Origin of the sequence: Vibrio amylolyticus, from assembly GCF_023145695.1 — a bacterium.
Taxonomy (GTDB): domain Bacteria; phylum Pseudomonadota; class Gammaproteobacteria; order Enterobacterales; family Vibrionaceae; genus Vibrio; species Vibrio amylolyticus.
In genome coordinates this window covers 171563-184021 of the sequence record NZ_JAJHVV010000001.1, presented here as the reverse complement: position 1 = coordinate 184021, position 12459 = coordinate 171563, and the positions used below count along the sequence as shown (strand labels likewise).

13 protein-coding genes are annotated in these 12459 nt (G+C 41.4%); 12 read left to right on the top strand and 1 reads right to left on the bottom strand.

Annotated elements, in window-relative coordinates; translation table 11 throughout:
* Positions 1 to 32 precede the first annotated feature (32 nt).
* The 6 genes from KP803_RS00835 to KP803_RS00810 all read left to right on the top strand — a co-directional run bounded on the left by KP803_RS00835 (position 33) and on the right by KP803_RS00810 (position 5425).
* Positions 33 to 1025 carry a GGDEF domain-containing protein gene (locus KP803_RS00835; protein WP_248006935.1) on the top strand — a complete coding sequence of 331 codons (993 nt, stop codon included), beginning with the start codon at positions 33 to 35 and terminating at the stop codon, positions 1023 to 1025.
* A 125-nt stretch (positions 1026 to 1150) separates the two neighbouring features.
* On the top strand, positions 1151 to 1342 hold the full coding sequence (locus KP803_RS00830; RefSeq protein ID WP_248006934.1) for a hypothetical protein: 192 nt from the start codon (positions 1151 to 1153) through the stop codon (positions 1340 to 1342).
* A gap of 305 nt (positions 1343 to 1647) precedes the next feature.
* On the top strand, positions 1648 to 2244 hold the full coding sequence (locus KP803_RS00825; RefSeq protein ID WP_248006933.1) for a GTP cyclohydrolase II: 597 nt from the start codon (positions 1648 to 1650) through the stop codon (positions 2242 to 2244).
* Positions 2245 to 2364: 120 nt separating this feature from the next.
* Positions 2365 to 3951, top strand: a complete 1587-nt coding sequence (locus KP803_RS00820) for a L,D-transpeptidase family protein (RefSeq protein WP_248006932.1) — start codon at positions 2365 to 2367, stop codon at positions 3949 to 3951.
* Positions 3952 to 4130: 179 nt separating this feature from the next.
* On the top strand, positions 4131 to 4673 hold the full coding sequence (gene mepK, locus KP803_RS00815) for a peptidoglycan L,D-endopeptidase MepK (protein WP_248007349.1): 543 nt from the start codon (positions 4131 to 4133) through the stop codon (positions 4671 to 4673).
* A gap of 95 nt (positions 4674 to 4768) precedes the next feature.
* A complete protein-coding gene (locus KP803_RS00810; protein ID WP_248006931.1) occupies positions 4769 to 5425 on the top strand; it encodes an MBL fold metallo-hydrolase in 657 nt (218 codons plus the stop codon).
* Positions 5426 to 5489: 64 nt separating this feature from the next.
* Here KP803_RS00810 and KP803_RS00805 read toward each other — a convergent pair whose 3' ends face one another.
* Complete coding sequence (locus KP803_RS00805) at positions 5490 to 6173, bottom strand: DUF2982 domain-containing protein (RefSeq protein WP_248006930.1); 684 nt, start codon at positions 6171 to 6173, stop codon at positions 5490 to 5492.
* A gap of 212 nt (positions 6174 to 6385) precedes the next feature.
* Between KP803_RS00805 and KP803_RS00800 the strand changes: the two genes are divergently transcribed.
* From KP803_RS00800 to KP803_RS00775, 6 genes are all read left to right on the top strand, one after another.
* Complete coding sequence (locus KP803_RS00800; RefSeq protein ID WP_248006929.1) at positions 6386 to 6751, top strand: MarR family transcriptional regulator; 366 nt, start codon at positions 6386 to 6388, stop codon at positions 6749 to 6751.
* A gap of 388 nt (positions 6752 to 7139) precedes the next feature.
* A complete protein-coding gene (locus KP803_RS00795) occupies positions 7140 to 8234 on the top strand; it encodes a TRAP transporter substrate-binding protein (protein WP_248006928.1) in 1095 nt (364 codons plus the stop codon).
* A gap of 215 nt (positions 8235 to 8449) precedes the next feature.
* Positions 8450 to 9001, top strand: coding sequence for a TRAP transporter small permease subunit (locus tag KP803_RS00790; RefSeq protein WP_248006927.1), 552 nt, complete (start codon positions 8450 to 8452; stop codon positions 8999 to 9001).
* A 4-nt stretch (positions 9002 to 9005) separates the two neighbouring features.
* Positions 9006 to 10292, top strand: coding sequence for a TRAP transporter large permease (locus KP803_RS00785; protein WP_248006926.1), 1287 nt, complete (start codon positions 9006 to 9008; stop codon positions 10290 to 10292).
* A 125-nt stretch (positions 10293 to 10417) separates the two neighbouring features.
* The gene (locus KP803_RS00780) at positions 10418 to 11773 is read left to right on the top strand and encodes a cache domain-containing protein (RefSeq protein WP_248006925.1); all 1356 of its coding nucleotides are present in this window, start codon (positions 10418 to 10420) and stop codon (positions 11771 to 11773) included.
* Entirely contained in the window at positions 11766 to 12407 is a 642-nt protein-coding gene (locus KP803_RS00775; protein WP_248006924.1) for a response regulator transcription factor, read from the top strand. The genes KP803_RS00780 and KP803_RS00775 overlap by 8 nt, the downstream gene beginning before the upstream one ends.
* Positions 12408 to 12459: the final 52 nt, after the last annotated feature.

Sequence of the window (12459 nt, the reverse complement as noted above, 5' to 3'; positions counted from 1 at the left end):
TCAAATTAATATCACCAACAAATAGGTGAAAGATGAGTGTAGAGCAGAAAATACTCCAGCTGGTCGTAGAGATCACTGAGCAAACGAATTCTATATCGTTAGCGCATTGCGTTATTGCGACATTGGCGGAAATGGCTCCAATTAAGAGCATCCATTTGTTTCACTATATTGGTCACCATTCGCATTTAATAGCGGCGGTTAGAAGGGAAGAAAAACTGGGTGAAGAGCCTGAATTTCATTGGTTACAAGAGCAAGATCAAGAATTAGCAGACGATTTTGACCATGAAATGAGTGAGACGGTGGTCGAAAAGCGTGCGGAAGATGAGCACTGGTGTACCTTTCCGATTCAGATTGATGACACTAGCTCAGCTCGTTTTATCATTGTAATGACAGGGCCTCCACAAGAATTTGAACTGCTTATCAACGGGTTCTGCCAGATATATAAAAACTACTTAATTATATTGCACGAGAGTGAACGAGATGAACTCACTGGCCTTTATAATCGTAAAATGATGGAGCAGAAGTTAACTCAAAGTTACGAGTCTTTATCTAACGGTGAGTTTAATGAAGAGTACTCCCCAAGGGTTGCGATATTAGATATTGATAAGTTTAAAAGTATCAATGACACGCATGGGCATTTAATTGGAGATGAAGTGCTTCTTACTTTTTCTCAGCAAATGCAGCAGTACTTTAGTGGAGAAGAGCTACTGTTTCGATTTGGTGGCGAGGAATTTGTTGTTCTATTTCCCCGCACCAAACTCAATGAAGCAGAGGAAAAACTAGAAGGATTTCGTCAACATATTGAACAATATAACTTCCCGCAGGTTCCGTTCGTCACTTTCAGTGCGGGGCTTTGTTCTGTGCTACCCACAGACTTTATCCCTAGCATTTTAGATCATGCAGACAAAGCTCTCTATTACGCAAAAGATAATGGGCGAAACAAAGTCTGCAATTATCATCAGTTGAAACAGGAAGGTATTTTTAATGACGATGATGACAGTGATAGTGACGTAGAGCTGTTTTAACTATCAAGTAACGTCAAGTGCTTATGTGTGATTGTTATTCCATATTTTGTGGTCAAAAAAGACACGTTACCATCGTATGGTATTCTCTATTAATATATTGATATCACTATTAATTGAGTGTTTGCATGCCAGGAAGCGCAGTGGAAAACCTGATTTTACAACTTAAAAAGGACTTTTACGCAAAGCTCGGCTTCATTCATTCAAACGATTTTGCAGAGAGTGATCCAACCTTATCACTGTTGACCGACGAGGAGATAAAAGTTATTGAATCGGCTTGGGTTGAACTGGCAATTTGGAAGCAAAAGCAGAGCCGTTAATGGGTTTGAGCAATCGCTATCAGTATCTCCATTTTCTATCACTAACAATGTACTGTATTGGATAGCAATCTCTACGTTACTCGCCAGACTATATCGAACGATTTTCCCTTCCGTGTTAATTTAAGCTTTTCGAGTTTTCGTCGTTTTATCTTTAGTGTGCTTGAAAGCCCTCTCTGAGTATAAGGCGATATTTTCATTTCCAATCAACTATTGAAAAAAGCCCCAATAGTCCCCATAGTTAGTTTCAATAGCGTGCGACAGGTTTCTGTCATAGGCACTAAAGCAAACATTGAATGGGTAGTAATATGGCGGAAGTACGTGCCAGAGTTGGTCTTAAAGTTGGTTCCCAAAGTAATATTGATGCAGAAATCCTCTCTTTTAGTGGTTTAAAAACAGAAAAAGAACACGTAGCGATTGTATTTAAAAAAGCGGATATGGGTAGTGATTCACCCTTGGTTAGAATGCACTCTGAATGCCTTACTGGGGATGTTTTTCATTCGTCACGTTGTGATTGTGGTGAGCAGCTTGAAGAAACCATCAATAAGATGGGAGAAGAAGGTGGAATCATACTTTATTTACGTCAAGAGGGGCGTGGAATCGGTCTGTACAATAAGATCGACGCTTATCGTTTACAAAGCGAAGGTATGAATACCTATGAGGCAAATAATCACCTAGGCTTTGGTGATGATCTCAGGGACTTCACTGAAGCAGCCCAAATGCTTAATGCTCTGAGTATTAATAAGATTCGTCTAGTGACGAACAACCCTAAAAAGATTAAAGAACTGCAAGAGAACGGTATTGAGATTGCTGAGATAGTTAATACATCGGCTCACGTGAAGTCAGGTAATGAGAGTTATCTTCAAGCGAAGGTCTCTCACGGCAAACATAATCTAAAGCTCTAGTTTTTAGTGATTTGTTGTGAAAAGCCTCTATACGTAGAGGCTTTTCTTTTTGTATGACTCCAACATGCGCTCGATTTTCTGCCATACTTTTATTTACTGGAAGCGAGAGAGTGTATGACAATGAAAAAAAGAGTACTGTTTTTATTACCACTGATACTTTTATCGCTTCCTAGTTATGCTTTAGAGCGTTTTGAGGAGTTGACTTGGTTAGCACCTGACTCTAAAACTCATCAATTAATTCATTTCCCTCAGTTACTTAATCGTATTTATCGCGAAAATGACGACCAGCTTATCTGGTTAGACGTCGAAGAGAGCCGAAAATTAGAGCTGCAGCTAGAGATGATTAAGCAAGCGGGCTTTAGCCCTTTGTTCTCATCTCAACTGGCGTATTTAGAAAAGTTCAGAGAGCAAAATCGATGGTTTGAATATGACTTACTCGCGACAGATACACTGCTTCTCTATATGAGTTATGCAGAGCAAGCCCCTGTTGTTGGGGAGTCATGGTTTTTTAATCAACCTCTTTCTGAAGTATTACCCCAGCCGAGTAAAAACTCCCTAAATTCGTTGCTGATTGCCGTTGAACTTCATCAACTTGAAGAGCTTATCGACGAATATACGCCCTCTAATGCTGAGTATCGACAAATCATTGCTTCATACCAACATTTGAAAAAATTTGAACAAGTGTCGCTCCCTACTTATCATCAAAATGCTCTAAAAAAAGTAGGGGATAAGCTTTCCCATCGAGATGAACTCATTCAGCGACTAAACGTAGTGAATGTGAATACGAAAGGGGTTCGTAACGATGCGAGTTGGTATGACGCCACACTTATCGAACCAATCAAGGAGTTTCAGCGTATTCATGGTTTGAAACAAGATGGCATCATTGGAACCCAGACAATGAAATGGCTAAACATGAAGCCCTCGCAAAGACTCGCGATGCTAGCATTAAATGCTGAGCGCTCTAGGTTGTGGCCAATGCAGCGAGATACGTTGATTTTAGTGAATGTACCAAGCTTCGATATGACTTACTGGTATCTGGGGGAAGAAGTCTTTCAATCAAAGGTTGTTGTGGGAAGAACGACGCGAAAGACGCCTGTCATGCAGGCGAATTTGGATTCGTTGATTCTTAATCCAACTTGGAATGTACCTAGAAAGATCATGGTGGAAGATATTCTCCCGCAAGTTCTGGTCGATGAAAATTATTTACTGAACAATAAGATCGAGATTGTAAAGCGATGGAATACCCCCTCAACAGTGAATCCCAGTGACATTAATTGGTCGGAAGTTAACCCTAAAACGTTTCCCTACAAAATGCGTCAACAGTCTGGTGATAGTAATGCGCTAGGCCTCTATAAATTTAACACGCCAAACCGGCGCGCCATTTATTTGCACGATACTCCCAGTAAGCACTTATTTGAGAAAGATATTCGTGCCTTTAGCTCTGGTTGTGTGAGAGTAGAAAATGCAGATCAATTTGCCAATACGTTATTACAAACGCAGGGGCTTGAGGTTATCGATGCAGATGAAAACGATCATTCAACCACTCAGTCTATAGCACTAAAACGTCGAATCCCTGTCCATATTATCTACCAAACCGTTTGGGTTGAATCGGGGCAAGTTCATTATCGAGATGACGTCTATCAATACGACAGCTACGTTCAACATAATAAAAAGGGCAAAGCGACGGAAATTCACGGCAAAGGATAGCCTTGACGAATTTTTGACAATTCAATCATTAATAAAACTTTTCTTTGCTGCTCAAATAGTAAGCGGTTGATTCCTGCTTTTTGGGTGGTTCTAGCACGATTTATGCATTTGAACTTCACAAACGAGTTAGGTAATGTCCATGCTTAGATTATTGGACACGGTATGTGAAGGTTAAAGTTTTGGTTTTTTCTCGACGTCATTTTTTAAAATTAGCGGGTGGTAGTCTTGTTATTGCAAGTGGAATCCCTTCCATTGCTCAGGCGTCTTACCCCGATCGCCCTCGTCATTTAGTCATGAACAACCTTCATACTGGAGAAAGTGTTGAAGCGAGTTACTTTAACGGTGTTGACTATGTTGAAGGCGAGCTCGATCGACTTAACTACTTATGCCGAGACTTTCGTCGAAATGAAGTCCACCCAATGGATCGTCGTTTGTTTGATAAAATATCAAAAATCCAAACCTTGTTAGGAACCGAGGCTGAAGTGCAGATCATTTCCGGTTTTCGTTCTCCGGCAACGAATGAAGCATTACGCGCAAACTCCAATGGCGTCGCCAAAAAGAGTTTTCATATGCTAGGTCAAGCGATGGACTTCCGACTCGAAGGCGTCAACTTAAAACAGGTTCGAGATGCGGCACTTAGCTTGAAATCAGGTGGCGTTGGCTACTATCCAAGAAGTAACTTTATCCATATTGATACAGGACCTGTAAGAAGTTGGGCATAGCAGTAATATCTGCTTAGTTGTCTTTCTGAGTCATTGAAAAACAAGCTTGGTAATGTCATAGTTCGGGCTGTTTCGATAGTGATCAAGGTAGAAATATGTCCCTTCAGTACCAAATAGTCCCAGTAACTTCTTTTGCACAAAACTGTTCAATCATCTGGTGTGATGAAACCATGGAAGCTGTGGTTGTTGACCCAGGTGGTGATGTTAATCAGCTTGTTATGATAATTAAAGAGTTAGGTGTCAATGTTGTACGTCTTGTCCTAACTCACGGTCATCTTGATCATGTTGGTGGAACAGAGCCATTAGCGAAAGAGTTGGGTGGTATTGAAGTAATAGGTCCACATATTGGTGATAAATTTTGGTTAGATGGACTACCAAACCAGAGCCAAATGTTTGGCTTCGAACACACCAACGCTTTTCTTCCAAATCAATGGCTATTAGATGGTGACGTTGTCATTATTGGTAAGCAATCTTTGAACGTTATTCATACACCTGGACACACGCCTGGTCACGTTATTCTGTTTAGTGACTCTGCTAAATTGGCATTTGTAGGCGATGTTCTGTTTGCTGGAGGTATTGGTCGAACAGATTTCCCACAAGGCGATCACGCCACTCTTATCTCATCGATTAAAGAGAAACTCTGGCCTCTAGGTAATGATGTGACCTTTATTCCTGGGCACGGGCCAACCTCTACATTTGGCAAAGAGCGAGTGTCGAACCCGTTTGTTGCGGACGAAATGCCATTGTACTAAGTAGATTTAGCAAAGCTGGCTTACCTACTTGGGTCGTTGTTACTAAGATCGCCAGATATTAGGTTTAATTCTCTTGTTCTCGCTCGGCGGCCGCTAAATATCGCCGAGTAAGACCAATAAAACTGTCTTCATCTCTATCTAAATCATTGATTGAAATAAAAATATCATAGTCAAAATAGACTCTTTGATAACTCATTCTATTCGCTAGCATTGCTCGAAGCCCTTTATAATTCAATCCAGGTTCACCTTTGTACGTGTGGGAGTCTAATACGACGTCCTCGAACTCTTTTGATTGATTATTTTTCCGATGATTGTGGTGTCCGATATAGAGTAAAGATCGTTGGCTTAATAATATGTCTGTCGCAACTCTTGGGCATATATTATCGAGATAAGGAGCATAGTTTCTTAGCTTGATACCAATCCAAGGTAGGGGGTGTCTCAAGCCATCTTGGTTTAGTTCGCAAAGACCAATACGTTCTATGTCTGTCCATTTTACCACCCAGCCTCCGTGATAGAGGTGCTGCTGAAAGTGGGTCGCGGTTAGTGTATATGATACTTTTGAACGAAGAACAATGAGGTAAATAGCAGTAAGGGTCATCAGCGCCAATGCTAATATTGTAGTCGCTAGTTTGACATCAAAAAAGTTATAGATAGCTGCCAGAAAGATTAGAACGACCATATAAAGCGCGGGCTTAAACTGGTTTAAAAATACATCTAAATTGAGATTTGATAATTGTAAACTTGGCATCTTGATTAGTAACCGTTGGCATATGTACAAATACTCAGTTCTTATTTTGATTGAGTAATTCCGTCTGATTAAATTATAGTCATCATTGGAGTTTGAGCCCATTTTTGAAGGGAAAAATGGCCGTTCCCCTACAAATGAGGGCGTTTTTTTGGTATAAATCGCGCTTCAAATTTTCACCACTGCCGCATTGCAGTGAAATGGAGAGATACTCGATGAGACTTGCTCATAAACGTAAAGTGCAGATGAAATTGCAAAAGCACATTAAAGCGACTGTTGCGACTGTTAAAGCTGCACCAAAAGCGAAACCTGTTGCTAAAAAAGAAGCAGCACCAGCAACAGTGAAAGCGGTTGCCGCTAAGAAAGTGGATGTAGCACTAACACCTAAGCAACAACAAGTTTTAGATATCGTTGTTAGCAATGCCGAAGGTATTAACCCTAAAGGTATCGGCCTGGCCGCTGGTCAAGAAGAAGCGAAAGCAGCGTCTTGGGCGACAGGTGCGCTGAAAAAGCTACTTGAAGAAAACCTAGTTGAGAAAGAGCAGTTAGCAGGTAACAAAGTTATCTACAAATCAGTTTAATTAACTGAGACTCTTAGGTTTAAACCTCGCAAATGCGGGGTTTTTTTACGCCCGAATAATCTTGAATTTTTTATATATCCAAGAATAGGGTGGTTGTTGACCCTTGGTGCATATACGAGAGTCACACTTCTTGAACATTGATGCAACTTATTGATTCGGTAGTTACGTGCGTAATTTCCTCATTCTTTTTTATCTGTTTTCACATAACTATCTGAAAGTATTAGTTGTTAAATTTTTCTCCTACGTATTTATACGTAATTCAAAAGTCTAAGAGATGACAAGTCGCGTATTTATATTGCGTGTTCTCGCTGATTCAATTCATACAATTTTGTTTGATGCTAACTATTGAAAGCGCCTTAATGGCTACCATCAAACAAAGGACGTAGATATGAGTCTTATAAAACGCTCCCTAAAGAGAGTAATGAAAAATAGCGCTGTTATTGCCGCCACTTGCTTGGCGATGATGGCAACTTCCGTTACCGCTGCAGAAAAAGTGTACCGTTTAAAGCTGGCTGAAACTTGGGGACCAAACTTCCCAATTTTTGGTGATGCGACAAAAAACATGGCGGCAATGGCAGAAAAAATGTCAAACGGTCGTTTGCAGATCCGTATTGACTCATCGAACAAACATAAAGCGCCTCTTGGTGTATTTGATATGGTCAAATCTGGTCAATACGATATGGGGCACTCTGGCTCTTACTATTGGAAAGGTAAGGTGCCAAACACCCTTTACTTTACGTCTATGCCATTTGGTATGACACCGGCTGAGCAATACGCGTGGTTCTATCATGGTGGTGGTATGGAATTGATGGAGCAAGTTTACTCTCCACATAATCTCATGTCTTTCCCAGGCGGTAATACTGATATTCAAATGGGGGGCTGGTTTCAAAAAGAGATCAACTCTGTCGAAGACCTTCAAGGTCTGAAAATGCGAATTCCAGGCTTTGCTGGTGAAATATTAGCTGAGCTTGGTGCTAAGCCAACTAATATTGCACCGGGAGAGCTCTATACGTCTCTAGAGCGCCGTACAATCGATGCGTTAGAGTGGGTTGGTCCTTCGCTTGACTTACGAATGGGTTTCCACAAAATTGCACCGTACTACTACACAGGCTGGCATGAACCTGGATCTGAGCTTCAGTTCCTCGTAAACAAACGTAAGTGGGAAAGCTTGCCAGAAGACCTTCAAGAAATTCTTCGAGTCGCTATGCGAACCGCTGCGTACGACATGTACACACAAGCAACACATGAGAGTGGTAAAAACTGGTCAACAATCCAATCTGAATACCCTGATGTGAAGGTAAAAGACTTCCCTGCTGAGGTAATGGTTGCTCTAAAAGAAGCGAACGATCGACTTTTAGCGAAGCATGCTGAGAAAGATGCATTAGCCAAAGAGATTCAGGCTTCTCAAGCAAACTACCTAGACCAAGTGCGCTCTTGGACTGATATTTCACATAGAGCTTACTTAAATAGCCAAGCAAAATAAGAGTCGTTCGACTTAATTATAAAGCTCAGTAAAAAGGCGAGATGGCTGGACACTGAAAATAACCAGCCACTCGTCAATGAAACGCAATACCTAATTAATATGAGAGTCCCCCCTTGATTCTCTAAGCCCAAGAAAGTTGTTTTTGATCTCAAGACAGCAATTTAGGCTCTGCTAGTCGTCCCCTATACGGCTTTGCGGAGCACCCAAAACGTTCCATGGAGTCGGGAATGAGAAGTCTAATTTATATTGAACGTATCTTTAACCGTATTGGAGATTTCTTCGGTTGGTTATCCAGCATTCTGTTCATTCTACTGCTAGCAAATGTCGTTTATGACGTTGTGATGCGCTATGTATTCAACGATGTATCGATTGGTTTTCAGGAAATGGAGTGGCACTTATTCTCAGCGGTATTTCTGCTTGGTGTACCGTACGCAGTCAAAGCGGGTGGGCATGTTCGGGTCGATATATTTTATGAGCGACTTTCTTTCAAAGCACAAGCGATCATTGATCTACTCGGTACGTTTGTCTTCCTTCTTCCTTTTTGTTTATTAGTTGCATGGTTTGGTATGGACTTTGCGAAAGAAAGCTATTTACTTGGTGAAACGTCGGGCGACCCTGGTGGCTTACCTTATCGATGGATCATCAAAGGACTCATTCCATTCTCATTTTTCTTTATGGCCGTTAGCGGTATTGGTCTGGTGCTTCATTCTTTGAATAAAATCTTCAACCCTCACTTAATGCACCTTAATTCAAACAATAAAGGATAGAGTTATGATCGGAATAGTGATGTTCTTTGTTGCGTTGTTTGCGCTACTACTGGGATTCCCAGTTGCCTTTACGTTTGGCGGAATTGCTCTTATTTTTGGTGTCTGGGCGGAAGGCGTAGAGATGTTCGCTTTCATGCCTTATCGAATCCAATCCATAATGGAGAACACCGTATTAATGGCGGTTCCTCTGTTTGTATTTATGGGGCTGGTGCTACAAAAAACACGTCTAGCTGAACAGTTGCTAGAGTCAATGGGACGCCTATTTGGTGGAGTCCGTGGCGGTATCGCCATTTCTACCGTTCTTGTTGGCGCACTGTTAGCAGCGTCGACTGGCGTTGTTGGAGCATCAGTTGTGGCAATGGGGCTAATCTCATTACCAGTGATGTTGAAGTACAATTACGATAAAGGGCTGGCCTGCGGAACAATTTGTGCGTCAGGTACGTTGGGACAAATAATACCGCCATCAATTGTTCTTATTTTATTGGGTGATGTCTTAGGTGTGCCTGTTGGTGATCTCTTTGGTGCCGCTATTGGGCCAGGGCTGATGTTAGTTGGTGCTTATGTTGTCTATATTCTAATATACGCAAAGCTTAACCCTGCTGCTGCTCAACCGATTGAACGTGATGAATCCATCAGTAGAAAAGAAGAAGTACTGACTGCACTTAAAGCGGTAGTTCCACCTCTTGCTCTGATTATCGTGGTACTTGGGTCCATCTTTGCTGGTGTTGCTACGCCAACTGAATCTGCCGCTTTAGGTGGAGCGGGGGCGATTTTACTCGCTATTCTTTACCGCCAGTTCAGTTTTTCGATGGTCTATGATGCTGCAAAAGAGACCGTAAAAGTCACGGCAATGGTATTTGCTATTTTGCTTGGTGCAACTGCGTTCTCTATGGCGTTTACTTACACTGGTGGTGACTACTTGGTTGAAGAGTGGATGCTACAGCTACCAGGGGAAAAGTGGGGCTTCTTGATCATAACTATGTTGGTCATTCTCATTCTAGGCTTCTTCATCGACTTTGTTGAAATCTGTTTTATTATCGTACCGATAATCGCACCAGTGGCTGAATTAATGGGTATCAACATGACATGGTTTGCCATTTTGGTGGCAATGAACTTGCAAACCTCTTTTTTGACACCGCCATTTGGTTTTAGTCTATTTTATCTCAAAGGGGTTGCTCCTAAAGGTGTAACCACAATGGATATCTATCGAGGTGTGATTCCATTTATCGCAATTCAAATTGTGGTATTAATGTCACTGCTAATTTTCCCTGAATTTTATGGAATGTCATGAGTGGTTAGTAATGAGACAGCGCTTAGGACAAATAGTGTGATCACTTGAACTAAACCAATTTCATTGAACTGATACAGTAGAACGGCTTGTCAATATTTGGCAAGCCGTTGTTTGTGAGGAAAGGAATGCCTCTAAAAGCCAAATTATTAATATTGACGCTCATCCCTCTTTTGTTAGTGACGGCCAGTATCAGTTGGATCTCTATCTATCAAGCTCAAACTCTTGGAGAGAAAGAGGTTGAGATCTTTCATGGCAGTTTGATTGAGGCAAAGGAGAGCGCACTTAAAGACAGCTTAGACTTGGCTTTTGACGCTATCTTTTATGTCTATAACGATCCAGATCTCAGTGAAAATGAAGCAAAAGCGGAAGTAAAAGCGATCCTAACGCGTATGCGATATGGGTCTGATGGCTACTTTTTTGCTTATGATCAAGGTGGCGTTAACCTCGTTCATCCTATTCAGCCTCAGCTCATTGGACAAAATCTACTGCATATTCAAGATAGTGATGGCGACTATTTAATAGAGTCACTCTTGGCAAAGGCAAAGTCGGGTGGTGGTTTCCACCAATATCTATGGCAAAAACCATCTACGGGTGAAATTGTCCCCAAGCTAAGCTACGCCGCGTGGTTAGATAAATGGGATTGGATGATTGGAACCGGCCTTTATATCGAAGACATCACCAATGAAGTCTCGGCTATGCAATTAGCGGTGAGCACCAATATTGAAACGACATTCTTTTCTGTAATCGTAATATTGGCAGTCACGGTAGCAGTGATTATCGTACTGACCCTCGCGATTAATTTAAGGGAGCACAGGTTAGCCGATAAAAATCTAAAAGAGCTTTCTTATCAGACAGTAATGTTTCAAGAAGATGAAAAAAAACACCTTGCTCGAGAGCTTCATGATGGAATTAATCAATTATTAGTTTCAAGTAAGTGCCACCTAGAGTTGCTGGGTCACAAGCTACAAGATGATTCACTAAAAGTACACGTTGAAAAGTCGCAGGATTCATTGGTTTCTGCCATTTATGAAGTCCGCCACATCTCCCATCAGCTAAGGCCAAGTGCGTTAGATGACATCGGTTTGGAGGCTGCACTTTCAGCGCTATTAAAAGATTTTCAGTCTCATTCAGGTATCGAGATTGATACCCTGTTTGATACTCAGAAAGGTAAGCTCAAATCTGAGGCGGCAACAACGTTATATCGTGTGACACAAGAGTCGTTAAATAATCTCCAAAAGCATGCTCAAGCGACCAAAGTGACGGTCGTTCTCCAACAGATGGGGAATATGCTCCAGCTAATGGTAAGGGATGACGGGGTAGGCTTTGTCGTTAATGATGTTCTAAAAAAGCGGGGGATAGGGCTTCGAAATATGCGAGAGCGGGTCGAATTTCTTGGGGGTGATCTTGAGCTCATGAGTGAGCCTGGTTTTGGCACGGAAATAATCGTATTACTGAATTTGGATGGACTGGTTGATGAGTAAATTAATTAGAGTTGTAATTGTTGATGACCACCAAGTTGTGCTGGATGGATTTATTGCTCGATTAGAGCTAGAGCAAGATATTGAGGTGATTGGAACGGCAAGCCATGGGCTTGAAGCGATAGAAAAAGTACGAGAGCTAAAACCAGATGTCACTCTTATGGATGTCAGTATGCCGCTGATGAATGGCATTGATGCAACGCGTCTTATTCGTGAAGAGTTTCCTGATGCTAAAATTCTAATGCTGACGATGCATGACCAACGTGAGTATATTATGAAGGTGATGCAAGCGGGGGCCGTAGGCTACATGCTTAAAGAAATTACCGCCGAAAAAATGGTTCAAGCCATTAAAACCGTGGATCAAGGCTCGACTTACTTTTGTGAAACGGCAACTCAAACGCTATTTTCTCAGGAAGTTCTCCCTTCAAACACTTCGAATATTAGTCCACTTAGCCGTCGAGAAGAGTCCGTTTTAAAGCTCGTTGCGCAGGGAAATAGCAGTAAAAAAATAGCAAGTTTACTGGATATTAGTTGTCGAACCGTTGAAACACATAGACAAAATATTAAGCATAAATTGAATTTAAATTCGACAGCAGAGCTTGCAAAGTATGCATATGAAAAGGGAATTATTGAGTAATTTAAACAAACTTCCGTACAGTTTAAATTGTGATGTACGTCGATTAAATTTG